Source organism: Colwellia sp. 12G3 (genome assembly GCF_002836775.1).
Taxonomy (GTDB): domain Bacteria; phylum Pseudomonadota; class Gammaproteobacteria; order Enterobacterales; family Alteromonadaceae; genus Colwellia.
Genome location: NZ_PJAQ01000028.1, coordinates 216,784 through 238,927, shown reverse-complemented (window position 1 = coordinate 238,927; position 22,144 = coordinate 216,784). Strand labels below are relative to the sequence as shown.

The window sequence follows — 22,144 nt, the reverse complement described above, 5'->3', positions numbered from 1 at the left end:
TTATTCCTTTGTAATTATTCTTTTTATTTTCTTGTTATAATTCTTGCTATGTTTGGTTTAATGCTTTCAATTTATCCAACATACCGGCTTGCTTTTCTGCTATTTAAAGTCATAGTTAAAAGGGGTAGCAGGTAATCCTTGGTCATTGTATAAATTTGCATTTTCAGGGTTGTTGCCCCATGCATAACGCACATATTTAGGCGACTTAATATTGTCATGCCATACCGTTACCTGATTCTTCGTATTAGTGCTAGATAAGGTTGCCTCTGCCCAGATAAACTTTTTGTCAGCGCCAGCAATGGCAAAGCCCAATAGTTTTTCGCCTTTAACTACCAGCCCTTTGTTGATGTGTTTAAAGTTAATAATTGCTCGGCCATTGGTTAATTTCGCGTTATCAACGAGTGGACTTAAGTAATTCAATTTCGTTTCACCATAAACCAGATGTCGTGCACCTAAAGCCAAGCGCTCACCAACGGTTTTCTTATCTAGGGGATGAATATTGTGGCGCTCTCCGACATCAATCGCTAACGCCATAGAGGTGTTTTTTACTGTTTTTAACACTTGAGTTTGTTGATCTCTAATATCCGCCCAAGCACTGTCACTAGGTTGCTGATCAGGTTTTTGAAAGTTAGCCAATTGCACAAATAAGAAGGGCAGTTGTGGTTGGTTAAATAGGGTTCGCCATTGATTGATCATGGTGCTGAATTTTTCTGAATATCGAACAGGATCTGGCGTATTACTTTCGCCTTGATACCAAATTACTCCAGACAGTTTCATGCTAGCGAGTGGCGCAATCATCGCGTTATATAAGCCGACAGGTTTGAAATCTAGACTTGTGCGGTGCATAAATTCAAATGCTAACTTCTTAGCCGTTGGGTTTTCTTGCCACCACTGGGCTCTTTCTTGCGCGTAGTCCTTTTTAAGTTGTTCAATAAATTTGTTATCAGCCAAGTTATAAGCCAGTGCTTGGGTGTCAGGAAAACTTGTTAATGACTCAACACTCATCCATGACTCAACCGGGCTAGCACCAACATTTGATGAAATAATACCAATAGGCACTTGGTGTTTTTGATATAAATCTTTGGCAAAAAACCACGCGACCGCAGAAAATTCACCTACAGTTTCCGAAGAGGCAGTAAGCCAGCTTCCGCTAGCTACATCTTGCTGAGGACCGGTAAAGTCATAGTGTCTTTTGACCTTAAATTGACGAATGTCGGGATAGTGTTTGAGCTTATCTTCTTGTGGAAATTTTGTTAACGCCTCTTTAACTTTAAATTCCATGTTTGATTGGCCAGAGGCTAAGAAAACATCGCCAAAAGCAATGTTGTTAAGCTTAATCGTATTAGCTTTACCGCTGTGCTCACCAACAACTTTTATTGATTGTCCCGTAGCAACTTGCTGCGCAGACAATTTGACTAACCAATGGCCTTGATTATTGGCTTGGCTTTGAAAGGTTATACCATTCAAAGTTACTTCTATTTTTTCATTTTTTGTAGCAGTGCCCCAAATATTAATGGGCTGTTCTCGCTGTAAAACCATTGAATCGGCAAACACCGTTGCGAGTTTAACTTGCGCGTGAGCAATGTTTGTTGTCAGGACAAAGACGAACGAAGCAAACAAGGTTAATACTGATTTTTTAGCTTTGATATTCATGTATATTTTATCTTGATATATTCTGATGTTAATAGTGATAGTAAGTGCATTGCTATATTTTTAAATTTTAAATTTTAAATTTTAAATTTTTAGCTTATGAATCAAAGGGTTTTTCTCAGGAGTTAACATAAAAAACACTTCAACATTACTAAGCTCTCCTTCAATTATAAAACGACCAGTCAATTGATTTCTTGGTGTTATTTTACTTACTTTTATAATATTTCCTGCCTTGGTTACTGTCTGTTTTACTGATGCTAATAACATATCAATACTGTCATTAGGCAATAAGTTTTCAGCAAAAATTTCATCCATTGGCATTGGTTGAGCTTGATCAGTCAGTAACATAAATAAGGTTTTCTGATAGTTTGTTAATAGTGGCGGAATTTGTTGTTGACGATAACTCAGCTTTGCTTGATCAATAATATACTTAAAGGGAGCTTCATTTATTCTAAAAACACCACTATCTTCAATCTCATGAGACGGTAAAAAAAATTTCGATATGTATTTTTTTAACGCATTCTCATGATCCTTAAAAGTATCCAGAATGGAATAATTATTATGCTCTTTTTTCAAACTAGCCTCACCCATCATTGTGATCATTGCTTATGTTCAAACGGTTTAATCTCTTCAATTTTAGGTAATGAATAAACTGGATATCATTCACCTAAAAAGAGCCGAATTCCTTGAAAAATTTGTTAGTGTTAGTCATAGGACGTATTACTAACAAATTTGTACAACATTCCATTATTTTATTTATCGATGTTCGATAATTTCAGACATTTGCTTGAACAAATCCGTTTTTATCGTCTGGTATTTTTTATGTAACGCTAAGTTATGCCATTCATACGGATCACTTTGATGGTCATAAAGTTCTTCTTGGCCATCTTTGTAGCGAATATAACGCCAGTTTTGAGTGCGATATGAATAGGTTTGTTGCCAGATATATTCATCGGGCAAGTCTTTTATCACTTTTACGTGCCATAAGGCCTGTTTGTTAGTACCAAAGGCTAAACCTTCAATGGGGGTGTCAATGCCAACACCCATTACCGTTAATGCGCCTTTTGGCCCTTGCCATTGCGTAGCATTTTTGGTGTTATTTTTTGAGGTGGCTTTCGATGTAACTCTTGATGTAGCTGATGAGATAGCTCTAGAGGTAAGTAAAGGCACTAATGAGTGGCCGCCTAACGTAGCGGCACCTTTAGACTTAACGTTGGTGCCTTGTAAGTTAGCCAGTTCGATAAAAGTAGGGTAGAGGTCAATCAAAGATACCGGTTGTTGTACTTTTAACTTTTCTTCGCTTTTACCCGGTACTTTCCACAGCATCGGAATTTTTGCACTTTCTTCCCATGGTGAGTTTTTATAGAGATAATCTTTTTCGCCAAATTGCCAACCATGATCGCTGGTAAAAACCACGATAGTATTATCTTTTAAGCTTGAATTATTTAAGGTATCTAACACCACACCCACTTGTTCATCCATAAAAGCGATACAAGCAAGATAGGCTTGAATGACTTTTTTTAAGCCTTCGTCATCATCTTCATAAGAATCTTGTAACGCTTTAAAATAGGCTAAGCCCATTTGTGTCATCGGGTAATTATCTTTAAAGAACGAATCTTCTAGATCGTTTTTTTTGATGGTAGGCAGCTGAATGGTTTCTAGTGGGAACAGTTCGAAGAAACGTTTAGGCGCATATAACGGCGTGTGCGGGCGAACAAAACCTACTCCCATAAAGAAGGGTTGTTTACTCTTAATATTCGCTAGTGCCTTTAATTTATGACTTGCCCAAATTGCGTGTTGCTCGTCAGGTAAACGGTCTCGATTATCTTCATCTATATAATTAAAAGGCTTGTGTGGATAACCCCAGCCTGGCGCATGTTTAACCTTATCAGTTGAGCTTAAGCTAGAATTTAAGTCAAAAGTTGGCACATCGGTCAAGGGTGCAAATGAGCCATCAACAATATTAATACTTCTAAACGGCTCAGGCACCGAAGGGTGGCCAACTATCTTATACCCATTAAATGCATGCGGGCCATAGTTGATTCGTTCAGGTACGCCCCACTCATGCCATAGTTTTTTTTGATTTTTATGAAGTAACTTTCCTGTTCCCAACATTTGATAACCATTTTCACGGAATAATTGTAAAAAGGTTTTGTTGTGCTTTAACACATGTTGCTTTGTTAATGGCGTCCAACCAAAGTCTTTTGATTGGTGTGGATAAACACCAGTAAATAAACTGTTACGCGATGATTGGCACACAGGGGCATTGGTTTGTGCATTGGTAAATTGCACTGACTGAGCAGCAAGCGCATCAATATTAGGGGTTTTACTTTGCGGATGACCGCCAAAAGCGCCTAAATAATCGTTAAGATCATCAACAATGATAAATAATACATTGGGCTTATTCTCATTGAGTTGGCTATTATCAGCAAAAGCACTCGCACAAAATATAAGGTTTATAAGGCAGTACAGTCTGATGAAGCCTTTAATAAGTGACATATTATAACCTTATAGGGCAGAGTCGATGCAAGCGCCAAGAATGGCGGTCACTTCGCGTTTTAGTTGCTTAACGATTGTTTGATATTCTTTCTGCTTAGCAATATTTTTCCATTCATAGGGATCTTTTTTATGGTTGTACAATTCTTCTTGGCCGTCTGAATAACGAATGTATCTGAAGTCTTTGGTGCGGTATGAATAGTTTTGTTTAGCTACACTTTTTTCTTTGCCGCTGTTAGCGTAATTACCAACCACAGTAAGCGCACCATTTGGTCCTTGCCAACTTTGTGGTGCGGATTCTCCTGAGTTTTTACTTTCTAAAAGAGGACGTAAACTAAAGCCACCTAATCTACCACCTTTGTCATTATTTCGGTGATCACCTTTTAAGTTAGCGTAATCAACAAGTGTTGGAAATATATCTATAAGCGATACGGGGTGCTCAACAGAAGTATTACTTACTTTGTTATTAGTAGCGCTAATAACTGGGCGAATAATAAGGGGAATATGTGCGCTTTCTTCCCAAGGAGAGTTTTTAAATAAATAGTTTTTCTCACCCATTTGCCAGCCATGATCACTGGTAAAGACAATAATCGTATTTTTATTTAATGACGGATGAGATTCTAGCGCATCAATGACTTTACCTACTTGTTCATCCATGAAAGTGATGCATGCTAGGTAAGCTTGCAAAAATACCTTCATAGCTTTTTCGCGGTCACCATCATAGGAGGCAACTAATTCACGGTAATATTTTAAGCCTTTACCATTTTCTGGAAAGTTCTCTTTGAAATGAGTGTCATCAACATCATTTTTCATCCAAGGCGTTAAGGTAATTGATTCAAGTGGATACATGTCAAAGAAACGATCAGGGGCGTAGAGTGGGGTATGAGGTCTAACAAAACCAACGCCCATAAAAAAGGGTTGTTTAGACGTTTTATTGGCGAGTTCAGTAAACTTTTCTTCTGCCCATTTAGCATGTGCTTCATCGGGTAGTAGATCACGGTCGTTTTCACTTAGATAACGAAATGGTGCTTTGGTCCAACCCATAACCCAACCTGCTTCACCTTTTTTACCTAGTGAAACACCACCTTCTGAAAGTCGGCCAAATGAGCCGTCAATGGCGCCAATATTCCTAAACGGCGCAGGAACATTTTTAGTGGCGGTTAAGTTTTTACCATCAAATATGGTCGGTCCATAATTATGCTTTACCTCATTACCCCATTCTTGCCATTCGGGCGTTTTGTTACCGTGCATTAACTTGCCGGTTCCTAAGGTGAAATAACCATTCTCATTAAACAGTTCCATAATGGTTTTATTATGCTTTAACACCGGGTGTTTATACTTTGCTGTCCAGCCAAAGTCGCCCGAGTCGTGCGGGTAAACCCCAGTAAATAAACTATTACGTGATGGCTGGCAAACAGGGGTGTTGGTTTGCATATTGGTAAAACGTACAGCACTCGCAGCAAGTTTATCTATGTTAGGGGTTTTAACTTGTGGGTGGCCACCAAATACGCCTTGGTAATCATTTAAATCATCGACCATGATTAATAAAATATTTGGCGCAGTGGAATCGGCTTGATGCATTTTCTCTGCTTGGGCATTGGTAATAAACAGAGCTAATGTTAATGCCCCCAAAACAAGGTTTTTCATAGTTAATCCAATTATTGGCTGCATAGTGAATTTAATATATCTATCATTTAGTTTGAACGGCTTTACTAATTTCGATAGCACCCATATCAGGTTTGCCAATAATAGGGTTGCCCAAAATATCATGCTTAACAGTAAGACCTTTGAATAAGCCATGTTTATCATTAACGATGTGTGGAATTTCAATACCATTATTTTCAACAAGCGCTTTATTAAGCGGAATATAATCGGCTAAGTTTGTGCCACCGGGGTTGGCAAATTGAACGTCACCAAATACTGGCGCACTATCTTGAATTAGAATCGATTTAGGCCAGTTGCTTTCTTTTAAGAATACATTGTTGGTGAAGAGAATATCTTTAACATGACTCTCACCCGTTGTTTCAGGACTATACTGGTCACCTTTAACAGCCTTACTACCACCCACAATATGGAAGATGTTATTGGCAATTAATGCGCCTTTTGATACTCGTGTTACTGCAATTTTACTGAGGATTTCTTTTTTAACATAAATAGTATTGTTATAGATGTAGCTATTATATGGACCATGACGTTCTTTATCTTTACCAACGAAACCGCTAAACCAAAACGTTTTACCTTCTTGTGATGCTACGCCTTTTTTCTTCACACGATAGCCATCATTGATACTGACATTATAGCGATAAGCGTTGTTGTAATTATTACCTAAAATCTCAATAAATCCGCCGGCATTATTAGCGCTGATATTGTACTGAACAATAATGTTGTCGCAGTTAAAATCAATATGAAAACCAGCAGAGTCGGCAGGGCCATTAGCATTTAGGAATTTGTTATACTCAACCAAAACATGCGAGCTTCCCCATGTCCACATACCACTTCCACGGCCCCAATTACGGCTGTCTTTAGTGCTGCCTGAATTTTTAACTATATTGCCATAAACATGTACATTTGAAGCGCCGCTCATTTGTATGCCTGGGCCGCCAATATCAAATACCTTGTTGTTACTTAACGTAACATTATTAATCGTGGCTTTTTTACCATTAAGTTTTATACCCGTATGAGAAATATTAGAAACAGTTGAATTTTGGATAACTAAATTATTAAATTTACCGCCATTTCTGGCAAAGGCACGAATGCCAAAGCTATAACTTTCAGTGCCGTTAGCGGTATGCGTTTCTTTGATAGAACGTGTTATGCCAGGGGGATTAAAAAACACATTGTTAACGATAATATTGTCTAATGTTATACCTGAGTAAGTGCCTTTTTTACTGGCTTCTAACATCACGCCAATACGCATTGGACTTTTTTTGTTTTTACTTTGCTTTTTAACCCAATCGTAAATAAAACCATCTGGGGCGGTAACGTTAAGATTGCTCACCTGTAAGTATTGAGAATTTACAATACTTATGCCGTTGTAAAACCCCTTTGCATTAATTGTGGCGTAAGCGTTTTTTACTTCATCATTAACCTTTTCATCTGCTTGGTAGGTGCTGATAATGATCGGTTGTTTTTCTGTGCCTTGAAAATTTTCTAATTTCAGCTGTCCCCAATGATTTATTCCTGCGGCTAATAACACTTGGTCACCGGGTTTAATTTTTATTTTTTTTACTTTATTTAATGATTTATAAGCAGTTTCGGGAGTTTTACCATTATTACTATCTTTACCAGTCAGTGGATTAAAGTAAAAGTTTTGCGCCAGAGTTGCGCTTGATACTATCGATAATAAAAAAATGCCAAGTAAACGTTTCATTGTTTTTCCCGCTTGCTGATAAATGTTGTAGAACCCTAAAAACAGGGGAGTAAGAGGGAGTAATAACACTCCATCTTACTTGCTTTAATTGTTGCTTTAACTGTTGCTTTAACTGTTGGTTATCTTCGCTGGTTATTCTTATTTGCTAATATATATCCAACGATTGCTTAACCAAACCTTCACCTTTTTGGCAAGCTGTGTATCGGTAGATAGTGGCGTCGTTGCATTAGTGGGTTGAGTAAATATGAAACCTTTTTGCTCTTTTAATAACGTAGCAATATTGAGTAGTTCAACTTTTTCTAGGTCATGGCTAGCACTTTGATATAATTTTGTGAAATCTTTTCTAGGATCAAAGCCATCAACCATGGTTAAAAACTCTAACGCACGTGAACGTACTTGAATGCTTGTCGAATCAGCTAAAAGTCCTTTAACTATGGGGGCAAACTTTATCGCTTGCTGATCAAAGCTAGTTGATACAACCAATGCACGATAAACCATATCGTCATCTTTATGATTCAGCGCGGCGAGTAATTGCGTTTCAATTTGGCTAAATGGCTGTAACTGCAGGTCAGCAACCTTAATCATTTGCCCAATACGGTCGTGTTGCTCATAACCCAAATCATAAAAACTTTTGTCGGTTGCTGTTTGCACTAATCTCGATTCAGCAATAAAACCAAGATCGGGGATTTGGCGTTGATGCGCCTGCATTAACTCTCTAAGTTGTAATAACTTGGTTTGGTAATCGACATTATCTGCCAAATTATTCATCTCATGAGGGTCATTAGCTAAGTCGTACAAAGCCTCTACCTTTTTAGGAAGAAAGAACGATGCTTGTTGTGCTGTTAACTTTCCTTGAAGAAACAACTGACGCCACTCTTGAAATGCTACTTGTTTATATCGATAAAAATTTTCTAAGCCGTCAGGGTAGAAAGGTTGATAATTACGAATATATTTGAAGTTACCTTTCCTAACACTACGCACTAAGTCTGATTTTTCATCAAAACGATCTGCCTGAGCAAATATTTCATCACGTTGATTTAGCGCTGATAAACTAAGCTCTTTAGATAAAAATGATTGGCCAGGGTAGGCTTGCGGTGCTTGCACACCGGCTAATTCTAATACCGTTGGGGCAAAATCAATAAAACTGACTAAGCCTGAAACACGGGTACTCGGTTGTTGTAGACTCTTAGGCAATAGATGTTTGAAGTTTTCTGGTACACGAACAACTAAAGGTACGCTCAAGCCTGTTTCAAATAAATAACCTTTACTACCCGGCAATACACCACCGTGATCGCCAAAATAGAAAATAAAGGTATTTTCTAACTCGCCATCTTCTTCTAGTTGTCGTACCAAGCTAGCCATTTGATTATCGGCTTTTTGGTGGTTATCTAACGTTGTTGCATAGGTATAACGAAAGGTAGGCGTATCTGGATAAATCGGGGCTACTTCAACCTTGCTAGGATCATGCTTGGTTTTAACATTTTCAATAGCGCCTTTTTTAAAGTGCAACTTGCTTTCGTGGGTAATGGTAAAGGTTTGCATATGGAAAAAGGGCTGGTCATTTTTTCTGTTCTTCCAATTCGCTTTATTAGATGACTCACTCCAAATGCCAGGTAGGTCACTGAAGTTATAATCAGTTTTTACGTTATTCGTTGTGTAGTAGCCGGCTTGTTTTAACAATTGACTGAATGGTTTAACACTTTCAGGCAAGGAGACTTTTCGATAACTACGATGGTTCATTGTGCCAATGTTGGAGCCATACAAACCAGTAGCTAAGGTTGTTCTAGCGGTAGAGCATACTGGCGTGTTAGCAAAGGCATTATCAAAAACTAAGCCATTTTCTGCTAACTTCTCGACGGTTGGCATCACAGCGCCATTGTCATCGTAAAGTTTTAAATAATGTTTTGAATTGTCTTCGGTAATCAACCAAACAATATTGGGTTTTTTTTCAATTTTTGGCGCTGTGCTTGTACTCGACGTATCAGCATTACTGCAACTTATTATGTTAAGGCTCAGGGTGACTAAAAGTAAGGTCTTTAGTCTTGTCTCGGATATAAATTTTACCATTGATACTCTCTCGTTAGATTAATACCAATTTCATCAAATTATTGCCCACTTGTGCAGGTTAAAATACGGCAAAGCAGCGTTGCTCTCAATCCTAATAGCCAGCTATTAGTCAATCGAGCGCCTTGCTTTGATATATTTTTCCGGTGCACAACAAGATCACAAACTTAATGAAACTGGTATCAGCTTAAGCTTACAGCAGAAATATGTTCTACATGCCAAAGTATTCTTTTTAACACGTAGCGACTAATAAATGCAAGTTTTAGTGGTATCGTTCTCCCCCTTTTTTTTGCTGGTATTTAGAGGGGTTTAAAGATTTTAAAATTAACTAATAACGATTGAATTCTCGGTGGGTAGGGCGTTGAGGCCTTGTTAATTCAGCTAGTTAATTAAGCGTTTTAAAGAGGCAAGGTCTTTATTTTTAATTTGAGTGTGAATCTTATAAATAAAGAGGGTGAATTGTTGTAAAGGTCTTTGTATGGTAGCGTTATCCCTGTGGTGAATCGAAACATTTAAAAAGTAATCAATAAGAAATAAGCATAGGTATCATAATGTTAAATAATAAAAAAATCAGATTTATGTTGTCAGCAGGCTTTGCTGTGTTGGCAATAACATTAATCGGCTGCGAACAAAGCCCAAGTAAAGCGCCGGATAAAGAAAATAAAAAGCCCAATGTGGTGATTTTTTATGTCGACGATCTTGGCTATGGTGATATTAGTAGTTACGGTATGACCGCAATAAAAACGCCAAACGTAGATGCCCTTGCTGCAGATGGTATTCGCTTTACCGATGCTCACAGCTCTGCTGCTACTTGTACTCCTTCACGCTATTCTTTGTTAACGGGTCAATTTGCTTTTAGAAATAATGCGGCAATCTTACCGGGTGATGCGCCGCTCATTATCGACCATACCAAACCAACATTACCCAAGATGATGAAAAAAGCAGGTTATAAAACTGCTGTAATAGGTAAATGGCATTTAGGCTTAGGTGATGGTTATGTCAATTGGAATCAAGATATTAAACCCGGACCAATAGAGTTAGGTTTTGACTATTCATTTTTAATGCCTGCAACGGGTGATAGGGTGCCAACGGTCTATTTAGAAAATCATAAGGTAGTTAATCTCGACCCTAATGATCCAATAACTATCAGTTATGAAAATCGAATTGGTCAACGACCTGTCGGCACTGAATCACCGGAATTATTAAAACAGAAAGCAGATTTACAACACAGTCGCACCATAGTAAACGGTATTAGTCGAATAGGGTGGATGAAAGGGGGTAAATCAGCTGAGTGGGTTGATGAAGATTTTCCTTATATTTTCACTGACAAAGCGATTGAGTTCATTCAGTCAGCCAAAGATGAACCATTTATGTTGTACTTTCCCTTTCATGACATCCATGTACCTAGAGTACCAAACGAAATGTTTGCCGGTAAATCAGGCATGGGTGCTCGCGGAGATGCCATATTACAGATGGATTGGATGACAGGTCGTATTGTTGATGAACTTAAAAAACTCGGTTTATATGACAATACTCTCATCATTTTTTCCAGTGATAATGGTCCCGTAATGGACGATGGCTATGCCGATATGGCTGAAGAACTTCGTGGAGAACATGAACCAGCAGGGGGATATAGTGGTGGTAAGTACAGCGCTTATGAAGCCGGAACTCGTGTACCCATGATAGTCACCTATCCAAATGGTCTCATCGCTAAAGGGGAAAGCAATGCTCTTATTAGTCATATTGATTTTTATCGTACGCTGGCAACTTTAACGGGCGTAACCTTAGCTAAAGGTGAAGCTATTGATAGTGTTAATGTCTTACCGGCATTATTGGATAAAGACCAGCCGGCTCGAATAGAAATGTTAGAAGAGTCTTTTACATTATCGCTACGTTCAAATAATTGGAAATACATCATGCCATTTATTGGGACTACACCTGATTGGCTGGCCAATAAAACGGCTATTGAAAAGGGCTTACAAAAAACAGCTCAGCTATTTGATATTGAAAATGATCCAAAAGAGAAGATCAATCTAGCCGCAACAAATCCAGAGATAGTAAAACGATTACAACAACGGATTAATAGTTTAAAAGCAAGAGAAAACTAAATATAAAAGCGTAAATATCAAACCATAATTGTGCTTTTAAATGATACCGTTCTCCTGAATGTATCTTTATGGTTATTCTATCTGAATCATTTGAACTTTATGTTTAAATGTTTTTTCTTCTTTAATTACATTGCTTTAATGGTTTGATGTAGTGTTTTGTTATAGTTCGACATTACAAACAATCACATTATTAATACATTTATGGCTATTTGTTGTTGTTGATGAAAAAATATTATGGTAACGTTATCCCTACATGGTGAGTTACTACATTTTATGTACTGCATAAATTAGAATACAAAGCATAGATTGAGTTAATAAGATAAATAATAAATAGATAAAAACAAATTAACGATAACTTGATAGATTCAAGGTGGGGAAATATGAAAAAGTCCAAATTAAGTTTAGCATTAATAGCAGCTCTGTATGTACAGGCACCATCTTTCGCTATGGCGGCAGAGGCGGAAATTGATAAAGCGAGTACAGAGCTTACCGCGAGAGAAAAAGCCGCTAATAAGTTAGCTAAGCAACAAGAGGCAACTATTGAAGTTATTACTGTTGGTGGTATGCGCTCAAGTGAAGTTGCGGCAATCAATATGAAAAAATTCGCTACTACTATTTCTGATAATTTATCGTCAGAAGAAGTTGGCTCATTACCTAGTCAAAGTATTGCCGAGTCACTTGAACGATTAGCCGGTGTTACTGGTAATCAAGATCAAGGCCGAAGTAATACTATCTCGGTACGTGGTATGGGTGGTGCTTATACATTAACCACGTTAAATGATCGCGAAATTGTTAGCTCGTTTGGCTCTCGTTCAATTAACTTAAGTTTGTTCCCAGGCGCGGCTATTCGTCGAGCGCAAGTATATAAAACAGCGCGTGCTGATAGCTTAGAAGGCGGTATTTCTGGTCAAGTTAATATGGAAACCTTTAAACCATTAGAGGTGGACAGAAACGTTGCATCATTCTCTGCTGCTGTTAATAGTAATGAACTTTTACAAGATATGACCGAAGGTGATAAATACGGTAAAAGAATTGATGGCCTATTTAGTTACCATGTGACTGATGATTTCGCTTTATCAGTGGGTGGCTCATACCGTAAGGATCCAGAATATTTTGAAGGCATAAAAAATGCTGAGATTACTGGCGGAGTGTGGGCTCCTGATTTTAACAATGATGGCATTGACGATTTCGCTAACCCTGCAAGTACGCTTAATTCAAAGAAAAAAGAAACGGAACAAGACTCGCTTTTCTTTGCCGCACAATGGGCACCGACAGATAATTTAGTGATGAGCTTTGATGCTTTAAGCTCAAATTTTGAATATGTGAGTCAAAATTTTACCAACAGTAATTGGGGCATAGGCAGCCCAGATAGACAACTGGGTGATCCTGCGCTAGCCGATGTTGATCCAGAAACAAATTATTTGATGAGTGGTATGGCGTGGGGAGACAGTGTCGGGAAGTGGGATGCCAATGTTGTAAATAAAGACGAAACTAAAGCATTCGGCTTTAACGTTGACTATATAATTAGCGATGATCTAGCCGTCGATTTTGATGTTTCTCATTCATCAGCAGACAGACTTTATGGCTGGCGCTCAGCCAGTGGTGGATATGGTGAGAATATCAATCATTACTATGGATTTACTCACCATAATGACGATTACGGTTTTGCATACTTAGGTAGTGACAGTGATGATGCCGGAACTTTAAATCCTGATGATAATATTGCGTTTGTTCCAGAGAATAGTGCCTATGACCCTGATACCTATACCTTAGATCAAAGTCAATTAACAAATCGAATGAATAATCCTGATTTATGGCAATTCAACCAACTTAGTAATAGTCGAAGCACTATGGAAAGTGCGGTATCCGCGGTTAAAGTTGATTTTACTTATGATGTTGATTTAGCGATGGTTCATCAGTTGAAATTTGGTGCTAGATACTCTGAGAATACCAAAGATTATAAAGCAGATGATGAAGTGTACGACGAAAATACTGAGAATTGGGAGCAAATTAGTGATTTAGACTGGCATGCCAGAAATACCTCACTTACCAATAACTCTTATCAAAAATTAACCGGAGTTCAAGGTTATGATGAGGCTTTCTACTTTGATGTCGGCCAAGTCTTAAGTGATAAAGCAGAATTTTTTCCTGAAAGAATCATCGACGATAATGACAAGTTTGCAAGTTATGACTTAGAAGAAAATACCACGGCACTTTATGTACAAGCAAGTTTTGCTGGTGATTGGTATGACGGTGTATTCGGTGTTCGTTATTATGAAACTGATTTAGAAGCGACCAGTTATCAGAGTGATTTCAGCATTGAACAAAAAATGATCCAAGACCCTGAGACCGGCGAGATGGTTCCTGATGGTAAAAATTGGGTAATGGTACCAGGCGACAACCCTGGTTTTGTTACCAGCATTAACAAATATTCGGATGTATTACCGACGTTAAACGTAAACTTTAGAGTTATTGACGATGTAGTTATTCGTTTAGGTCTAGGTAAAGCGATGATTCGCCCAAGCTTAGGGGAAATACATTCAGGTATTCAGCTTAAAGATTCGAACGATCCTGAACAAGATATTCCTGAAGGTGAAAATGGTGGAGGTTCAAGTAAAACCTTGGGTACCGCCGGTAACCCTTATTTAATGCCAATTACCTCAAAACAAGCGGATATTTCCTTTGAATATTATCCTACGAAATGGGATATGTATGCGTTTGCTGCCTTTCATAAAGACCTAGACGGCATTTATGAGCAAGGCTCTACCTATATTCCTATTGCAGGCTCTGAAGATGAAAATGGTGAAGAAATTACCTTGCCAATGACCGCAGAGCAAAAAGCTGAAGGGGGTACGGTCAGTGGTTGGGAATTCTCATTCAGACAGCACTTAGGTGGTATTAGTGACTATTTGCAAGGTTTTGCCGTGTCGGGTAACTATATGGACTTTTTCCATGATGCTAAGCAAGATTATAACAGGGCTAACCCAGGCCAAGCGCCAATGACGAGAAAAACGGAATTGTATTATCAACCCGAAGGTTGGATAGACAGTACCTATAACGTTACCTTAACGTATGATTACGGTAAAAAATTCTCTGCTAGGTTAAACCTAAATCAGCAGGAAGGTGCTGCTCATCGAGATGGTAATGATGGTAAATATAAACTGCAATTGCCAAGTAAAAACTTGAGTTTTCAAGTGACGTATAAGGCAACTGAGCAAATAACGGTATTTGCTCAAGCGGCTAACTTGTTAGATGAACCAACGACATATGGTAATCTTTCAAGTGAAAAACTTGGTGAAATGCATCCAGATATGACTTACGAGCAATCTCATCGAGGCATCAGCTGGTATACTGGAGTTCGCGTTAACTTCTAACTTCAAGCAATACGAATAAGGGTTGTCTCATTTTGAGGTAATCCTTCATTCTTCAAAAAAGTACACAGGGCTCTTTAGCTAAGATATTTACCTAAAGAGCTTTTAACTTTACTTCCATAAAAACAAATGTGTGTGTTCAGAACTTACGGCCTTAATTTTCCATTTTATAGTACTGCTGTTGGTCAACTTCCATAATTCAGCGCGTTAAGTCAGCACGTTAATTCTGATGTATTAGCCACATTGTTTAGAAAATTAGAAATAAGCAACCATGATGAATAAAGCAACCTTTTATATCTTAACTCTTGTAGTTATGTTTTTTATTATATCTCCCTTACAAAGCAAAGTGTTTGCCAACGATAGATCAAGAGAACGGGTAAATATTGATTTTGATTGGAAGTTTAAATTGGGTGATCATCCCAAGGCACAACACAAAAACTACGCCGATACCGACTGGCGTGAACTTAACCTTCCTCATGATTGGAGTATTGAAGGTGAGTATGATAAAAGCAATGCTTCGGGCATCGCTGGCGGCTTTTTACCGACAGGAACCGGTTGGTATAGAAAACATATTGCTTGGGATCCAAGCTGGTCAAATAACATCATTAACCTAGAGTTTGATGGCGTATATATGAACAGTGAGGTTTGGGTTAACGGCCATTTTCTTGGTAACCGTCCTTATGGTTATATTAGTTTTAATTATGATATTACTGAGTATTTGCAAAAAGGTGATAATGTAATCTCAGTAAAAGTTGATAATAGTCAATCACCTAGTGGTCGTTGGTATACAGGCTCAGGCATATATCGACATGTTTGGTTAACAAAGGTTAGCAAGCAACACGTTCCCTATCATGGTGTTTTTGTTCGTAGTAATAACATCACAAAGGACAAAGCAGAGTTAGCAATAACCACTGAAGTAATTAATAAAGACTCAAACAGTCAATCTTTAGAATTAGTTTCAGAGCTACTTGATGCACAAGGAAAAACTGTCGCTAATCAGCATTCAATATTTGAGGTAGAAGCTAATCAAACTCAAATTTTAGAACAAGCGCTTATCCTCAATAACCCCAATTTGTGGGGGGTAAAAAATCCTTACCTATATACCTTAAGAACGTCAATCTTAGATGACGGTAAAGTTATTGATGTGTTGGATACGCCAACAGGTATCCGGTCAATTGAATTTAGCGCAGACAAAGGCTTTGTTTTAAATGGTAAGTCAGTCATCCTGCAAGGGACTAGTATGCATCACGATGCTGGCCCTGTAGGCGCAGCAGTACCTGATGATGTTTTACGCAAACGCTTAGAAAGTCTGAAAGATATGGGGGTTAATGCCATTCGTACTACCCATAACCCTTTTGCCCCAGAATTTTATCAAATGGCCGATGAAATGGGCTTCTTATTAATGAATGAAGCATTTGACGGTTGGTGGCAAGCAAAGGCTGAGTTTGACTACGGTTTATACTTTGATAAATGGTGGCAGAAAGATCTAAGAGATTTCATGCGTCGTGACCGTAATCATCCGAGTGTCATTATGTGGAGTGTTGGTAACGAAGTTCCAGGCTATACATCTGAGCAACAAAAAATATTAGTGGATTTTGCCACTAAAATTGATGATACCAGACCTATCACTCAAGGCCGAGGTTATGCTGGTGGTTATTTAACCATCGCCGGTTTTAATGGTCATGGTGAATTTAAAGGAGCAATTGAGGCCTTCCATCAAGAAAACCCAAATACCCCCGTTATTGGTACTGAAATGACCCACACGATTCATACCCGTGGTATCTATCGTAGTAAAACCAGTTACCGTGTGCGTGATTTTCCAGCCCCATGGGAAAAAATAAACCCGCAAGAAAAATGGCAAAAAATCAAAGATAACGTTTATGATATTCCTGATTTAACTGAGACTGAAGTTTTCCCTGGCATTAACGGTGCTTATGGTTCGTCATTTGATAATTCAGTGGTACGTATGCCGATACGAGATGAAATAAAATTAGCGCGTGATTTACCTTATTTATTAGGTACCTTTAGATGGACAGCCTTTGACTATCTGGGTGAATCTTTTGGTTGGCCGGCTCGCACCGCAAATTTCGGGGTGATTGATTTAGCCGGATTCCCTAAAGGACCTTATTATTTATATCAAAGTCAGTGGTCAGAAAAAGCCATGGTTCACCTCGACCCATCTTGGACTCATCCGGGTAAAGAAGGCGTAGAAATTCCAGTGGTTGTTTATACCAACCAGGAGTCTGCTGAGTTGTTTCTTAATGGTAAATCCTTGGGTGAAAAAACCATCAATGATGATATGCAATTAGTCTGGTTAGTTCCTTATCAAGCAGGCACGTTAACCGTGGTTGCTAAAACTAATGGCAAAGAGGTTGTAACTGAAACGGTTAAAACGGCTGGTGCTGCATTCACTACTAATACTTCTGTCGACAAAACGGCTGTTTTTGCAAATCAACGTGATGTTGTGCACCTAGAAATAGATGTGGTAGACAAAAAAGGTAACTTTGTTCCTTTTGCCGATAACCGTTTAACTATTTCTGTTGATGGACCCGCTAAATTGATTGGTGTTGAAAATGGTGACATTCTAGATCTTGAACCACATAAAGTACCAACCCGAAAAGCCTTTATGGGCAAGGTGTTAGCCTTAATACAAACAACAGAACAGCCAGGAACAATAACCGTAACTGTTAGTGGTGAAGGGGTGAATCCTCAGTTAATAACCATTGAATCGCAGTCAGTTTCACAATAATTATTTGGACTTACAAATGAAAAATTTTAATAAGAAAAATTTTGTTAGTATCATTTCAATACTGGCTTTTACTGTGGGCATACAAGGCTGTAGTGACAATGGTAATCAAGTGGTATTACTGGACAACAAAGCAGATATCAACCAAACACGCACGGATAAACGACCAAATATCATTTATATATTGGCTGATGATCTAGGTTATGGGGATGTAGGCGCTTTTGGCCAAACAAAGATTAAAACGCCAAGTCTAGACCAAATGGCAAAGCAAGGTATGCGTTTAACGCAGCATTATGCTGGTAGTACGGTTTGTGCTCCCTCAAGAGCTTCATTAGTCACAGGTAAGCAACCCGGCACCGTTCAAATTCGAGGTAATTTCGAGTTGGGCACGTTTTTAGATGAAGAAGAATGGGGGCAAATGCCCTTGCGCCCAGGTACAGAAACCATTGGTACGTTAATGCAAAAGGCAGGCTATGAAACCGCATTAATAGGTAAATGGGGATTAGGTGGGCCAGACTCTTATGGCACACCCAATAAACAAGGCTTTACCCACTTTTTTGGTTATTTAGATCAAAAGCAAGCACATAATCACTACCCAACCCATTTGTGGTTGAATGAAGATAAATTTCCCCTTAACAATGAATATTTAGATCCTCACCAATTTTTACCCGAAGGCGCTGATGCGGATGATCCAGCCAGTTACTTGCCGTATAAACGTGAAGATTATGCGCAGCAGCGTATTGCCGATGATGCTTTAAGGTATATCGAAGAAAACCAGCATAAGCCGTTCTTTCTCTATTTATCCTTTGCTGCCCCCCATGCCGCATTACAAGCGCCAGAGGAAGAGTTAGAGCAATACAGTCACTTTGCAGAAAACACTAATGGCGGTGGTGGTCAGGGCTACATTCCTGTGCAAAAACCTAATGCCACAAGAGCAGGGATGATCTCGCATCTTGACCGCAGTATTGGTAATGTCTTAGCCAAATTAAAAGCGCTAAATTTAGATGAAAATACCCTCGTAATTTTTAGTAGTGATAATGGTCCTTCTTGGGAAGGCGGCGCTGATTTAACCTTTTTTGATAGCAATGGTGATAACCGAGGATACAAACGTGATTTGTATGAAGGCGGCATAAGAATGCCAACGATTGCTTGGTGGCCAGGAAAGATCAAAGAAAACACTAACTCAAATCATGTCTCTGCCTTTTGGGATATTATGCCAACATTAGCCGATTTGGCCGAAGTTAAAGCCCCCGCAGAAACGGATGGAATTTCGTTATTGCCGACTTTATTGTCTCGCTCAAACCAACAAAAGCATAAACATCTCTATTGGGAGTTTCACAATAATAATGGCGAACATGCCCAAGCAATACGTTTAGATATTGAATCAGATCAATGGAAAGCCGTACGTTTATACAATAAGCAGAACCGCATTGATCCGCCGATAGAACTTTATAACTTAGCGTTAGATCAAACCGAGCAATTTAATATTGCCAGTGCACATCCTGAAATCATTGAAAAAATGAAGCAACTTATGATTGAATCTCGTACACAGGCTGATATGGATGCCTGGAATTTTGATTACTGGCCAAAAGCCAATTAATCACTATTGTGCAGAATGAGTCAGTATTTAGCACAAAGAGTTAAGTTTGGATTAACGAAAGGATAATTTAGATGAATAAATTTTCAATGAGTACGCTAGCATTATTGTTATGTGTGAGCATTACTGCTGTTGATGCAGCAGACTTGAATATAACTGAATGGGAACAAAGTCGATTCAATGAACTCGATACCCATAATGACGGAAGTCTGGATCAAGATGAATTTCGCGGTACCACCAAAGATTGGATGACAAAAGCTGGTTACAGTGAAGATAAGCAGGTTAAACAGACTAACAAAAAGTTTAGACAGTATGATAGTAATAATGATGGCAAAGTCTCCTTAGAAGAGTTCGTTAACGCTACTAGGCAGAGCAAAGCAGCTAAAAGTGCTGACAGTAAAGCACCTAAAAATACTGAACAGGTAGCTAAGCCGCAAGAAAATAAAAAGTCTAACTCTGGCTCTAAATCTAATGCTAAGTTAACTCTTGGTGATATTGCACCTAACTATTTGGGCACTGATAGAGAAGGCAATGAAGTTAATGTTGATGAACTCAAAGGTAAAATAGTCATCGCGTCCTTTTGGGTTTCCTGGTGCAAACACTGTAAAAATGAGTTGTCGATTTTACAAAACCTGCAGGATCAAGTCGGCAGTGATTTATTAAAGGTTGTTGCGATAAACTATAAAGAAAGCCACCAGTCATACACTAAGTTAAAAAAACAGTTGTCTGCATTAAAATTGACGTTAACCCATGATAAACGAGGAAAAATCGGCAAGAACTATGGTGTGGAAAAGGCGCCGAATTTGTTTATTATTGGTAAAGACGGTAACGTTATATTTATGGACAGCGAATATCAAAAAACACCGGTAAATGCTATTGTTGACGTCTTAAAAAAGGAACTTTCAACATAACGTCTTAAAAATTATAATTATTGTTGGACACTAATAGTAAATTGTAAATGTTATATGTAATCGTTTACTATCGTAATTCACAGATGATGCAATAACGGGGTAAATACAGTGTTCAATAAAAGATCAATATTTGTCACTATGGCTACTTTGGTTATTATTTCGACTTCGATAACTAACGTAATAGCTAAAGTAACAGCCAAAGCAACTTCCAAAAACGTTATCAGTATTGACCCCTCCAAAATTGTAAAGTCACAAAAACAACCGCTTATTGGTGAAAACTTAAACTTCTTAATGTCATCGGACAAAAAGTGGCCACGAAAAGTATCAATGAAGCAGCGCATCAAGGAAATGAACTTAGGCATGTTGCGCTTTCCCTATGGTCACCTTGGCGATAATTACTTATTTACTGATGCGCCGTTTAATGACGGTATAAAAGGTTTAACCCCTCGTGTTGCCTCAATGAACACCGCACCTGGCACTCAAGGATGGACAGTAAATGATAAAGGCTATTTTACCAAGGCGCTCGATTTTGATGAGTTTATGGAGTATATCAATGAGCTTAACGTCGAGCCGCTTATTATGGTTAATATGCTCGGTTATGATCAAAAGCATTATCGAGATACGGTAGTGACTTTTGAAGACCTTAAAACACATGCGGTAGAGTGGGTGAGGTACGCTAACATTACTCGAGGGCATAAAATCAAGTATTGGCAACTGGGTAATGAAGTTGCAAGCCATACTGATAAAGAAACTTATTTTAAACATTATCTAGAAGTCGCTAAAGCGATGAAAGCGGTTGATCCGTCCATTCATATTGGTTTTGGTGAAGACGGTCGTCGAGATTGGATAAAAGAGGCATTGGCAGATGATAATATTGGTCAATATATTGATTTTCTATCACCTCATCAATATATGTATGGCAGAAAATGGACAGAATCTTATGAAGCTTGGCGTGATTTTTCAGGTAAATTAACCAGTAAAATAGACAAGCTACAGCATTATGCCGACACTAGTAAAAACCACAAAAATGTTCCATTAATTATTACCGAATATGGCATCACCGGGGGTAACTATCCTGAAAATGAATCAAAACATATTAAACGAAAGGTTGTAACCGAGTTTGTTACTGAAATTGATGAAGACAAAAACTACGGTAATGATTTATGGAAGTCTTTAGTCTTTGCTGAATTGAGCTTATCTACTTTTAAACATAAAAATGTCAGCCATATGGTGCACTGGAATACCCATACATCGTGGCAAGGTGAGTTTGGCGGTTACCACGGCAATATTGAAAACTCGCTCAACAATACACTCGATAATAGCTTAACACCTGTCGGCCAAGTCATTAAGTTAATTAACAATCACACCTTTGACAATATTATCTCTGTTCAAGAAAAACACGGTTTTGTTAGAGCTTATGCAACAGTAGCCTCTGATACCGATGATTTAGCAATGATTTTGATAAATAAAAATGATAAGCCAGAGTTGGTGCAATTTGATTTTGAAAACTATTTACCTTCAGTTGAGTATGAACGCTGGACTTACACAGGAAAAACCCCAGAAGATGAATACCCCCAGTTAAGTCTTGATGATGGTAGCAAAAAATTAGTTGTTATTAAAAGCGGTCAACTGCAAACGTCTTTGGCCCCACTGTCTTTAACCGTAATACAATTGTCAACTAAGTGATTGAAAGAGTAATTGATTATGTTAATAAATTAGGATAAGTCTAGTAATTAGGAGACGGAAATGGTAACGTTCACCTAGTCTCCCCCTTCATAAAAAATTGTACATCTAAAAGCCGTTGTCAGCTTTTGAATGTAAACAGATGGAA

12 protein-coding genes are annotated in these 22,144 nt (G+C 38.3%); 6 read left to right on the top strand and 6 right to left on the bottom strand.

All coding sequences use genetic code 11. From position 1 onward, the window contains the following. Positions 1-99: 99 nt before the first annotated feature. The 6 genes from CXF71_RS08805 to CXF71_RS08780 all read right to left on the bottom strand — a co-directional run bounded on the left by CXF71_RS08805 (position 100) and on the right by CXF71_RS08780 (position 9,583). Entirely contained in the window at positions 100-1,653 is a 1,554-nt protein-coding gene (locus CXF71_RS08805; protein WP_101232584.1) for a sialate O-acetylesterase, read from the bottom strand. 81 nt (positions 1,654-1,734) lie between these two features. Further along, entirely contained in the window at positions 1,735-2,226 is a 492-nt protein-coding gene (locus CXF71_RS08800; protein ID WP_157826723.1) for a hypothetical protein, read from the bottom strand. A gap of 180 nt (positions 2,227-2,406) precedes the next feature. Beyond that, the gene (locus CXF71_RS08795; protein WP_101232582.1) at positions 2,407-4,149 is read right to left on the bottom strand and encodes a sulfatase; all 1,743 of its coding nucleotides are present in this window, start codon (positions 4,147-4,149) and stop codon (positions 2,407-2,409) included. Between the two features lie 9 nt (positions 4,150-4,158). Then, positions 4,159-5,793 (bottom strand): sulfatase, encoded by a 1,635-nt coding sequence (locus CXF71_RS08790; RefSeq protein WP_198559857.1) that lies wholly within the window; start codon positions 5,791-5,793, stop codon positions 4,159-4,161. Positions 5,794-5,836: 43 nt separating this feature from the next. Continuing rightward, complete coding sequence (locus tag CXF71_RS08785) at positions 5,837-7,516, bottom strand: right-handed parallel beta-helix repeat-containing protein (RefSeq protein ID WP_101232580.1); 1,680 nt, start codon at positions 7,514-7,516, stop codon at positions 5,837-5,839. A 138-nt stretch (positions 7,517-7,654) separates the two neighbouring features. Then, positions 7,655-9,583 (bottom strand): sulfatase family protein, encoded by a 1,929-nt coding sequence (locus CXF71_RS08780; RefSeq protein ID WP_101232579.1) that lies wholly within the window; start codon positions 9,581-9,583, stop codon positions 7,655-7,657. A gap of 548 nt (positions 9,584-10,131) precedes the next feature. On the opposite strand from CXF71_RS08780, the gene CXF71_RS08775 reads away from it, so the two are divergent. The 6 genes from CXF71_RS08775 to CXF71_RS08750 all read left to right on the top strand — a co-directional run bounded on the left by CXF71_RS08775 (position 10,132) and on the right by CXF71_RS08750 (position 21,999). Continuing rightward, complete coding sequence (locus CXF71_RS08775) at positions 10,132-11,688, top strand: sulfatase family protein (RefSeq protein WP_232771424.1); 1,557 nt, start codon at positions 10,132-10,134, stop codon at positions 11,686-11,688. A 380-nt stretch (positions 11,689-12,068) separates the two neighbouring features. Beyond that, entirely contained in the window at positions 12,069-15,062 is a 2,994-nt protein-coding gene (locus tag CXF71_RS08770; RefSeq protein ID WP_101232578.1) for a TonB-dependent receptor, read from the top strand. Between the two features lie 268 nt (positions 15,063-15,330). Further along, positions 15,331-17,808 carry a sugar-binding domain-containing protein gene (locus tag CXF71_RS08765; RefSeq protein ID WP_101232577.1) on the top strand — a complete coding sequence of 826 codons (2,478 nt, stop codon included), beginning with the start codon at positions 15,331-15,333 and terminating at the stop codon, positions 17,806-17,808. A 16-nt stretch (positions 17,809-17,824) separates the two neighbouring features. After that, positions 17,825-19,405 (top strand): arylsulfatase, encoded by a 1,581-nt coding sequence (locus CXF71_RS08760; protein ID WP_101232576.1) that lies wholly within the window; start codon positions 17,825-17,827, stop codon positions 19,403-19,405. 71 nt (positions 19,406-19,476) lie between these two features. After that, positions 19,477-20,313: a redoxin domain-containing protein gene (locus CXF71_RS08755; protein ID WP_101232575.1), complete on the top strand. Its 837-nt coding sequence runs from the start codon at positions 19,477-19,479 to the stop codon at positions 20,311-20,313. A gap of 108 nt (positions 20,314-20,421) precedes the next feature. After that, positions 20,422-21,999: a GH39 family glycosyl hydrolase gene (locus tag CXF71_RS08750; protein ID WP_157826722.1), complete on the top strand. Its 1,578-nt coding sequence runs from the start codon at positions 20,422-20,424 to the stop codon at positions 21,997-21,999. The last annotated feature ends 145 nt before the right edge of the window (positions 22,000-22,144 follow it).

What these genes read in the sequence shown, in the direction of transcription:
- CXF71_RS08790 (WP_198559857.1), bottom strand. Translation starts at nt 5,793, where the DNA reads ATGAAAAACCTTGTTTTGGGGGCATTAACATTAGCTCTGTTTATTACC.
- CXF71_RS08760 (WP_101232576.1), top strand. Translation starts at nt 17,825, where the DNA reads ATGAAAAATTTTAATAAGAAAAATTTTGTTAGTATCATTTCAATACTG.
- CXF71_RS08795 (WP_101232582.1), bottom strand. Translation starts at nt 4,149, where the DNA reads ATGTCACTTATTAAAGGCTTCATCAGACTGTACTGCCTTATAAACCTT.
- CXF71_RS08770 (WP_101232578.1), top strand. Translation starts at nt 12,069, where the DNA reads ATGAAAAAGTCCAAATTAAGTTTAGCATTAATAGCAGCTCTGTATGTA.
- CXF71_RS08805 (WP_101232584.1), bottom strand. Translation starts at nt 1,653, where the DNA reads ATGAATATCAAAGCTAAAAAATCAGTATTAACCTTGTTTGCTTCGTTC.
- CXF71_RS08785 (WP_101232580.1), bottom strand. Translation starts at nt 7,516, where the DNA reads ATGAAACGTTTACTTGGCATTTTTTTATTATCGATAGTATCAAGCGCA.
- CXF71_RS08775 (WP_232771424.1), top strand. Translation starts at nt 10,132, where the DNA reads ATGTTAAATAATAAAAAAATCAGATTTATGTTGTCAGCAGGCTTTGCT.
- CXF71_RS08755 (WP_101232575.1), top strand. Translation starts at nt 19,477, where the DNA reads ATGAATAAATTTTCAATGAGTACGCTAGCATTATTGTTATGTGTGAGC.
- CXF71_RS08765 (WP_101232577.1), top strand. Translation starts at nt 15,331, where the DNA reads ATGATGAATAAAGCAACCTTTTATATCTTAACTCTTGTAGTTATGTTT.
- CXF71_RS08780 (WP_101232579.1), bottom strand. Translation starts at nt 9,583, where the DNA reads ATGGTAAAATTTATATCCGAGACAAGACTAAAGACCTTACTTTTAGTC.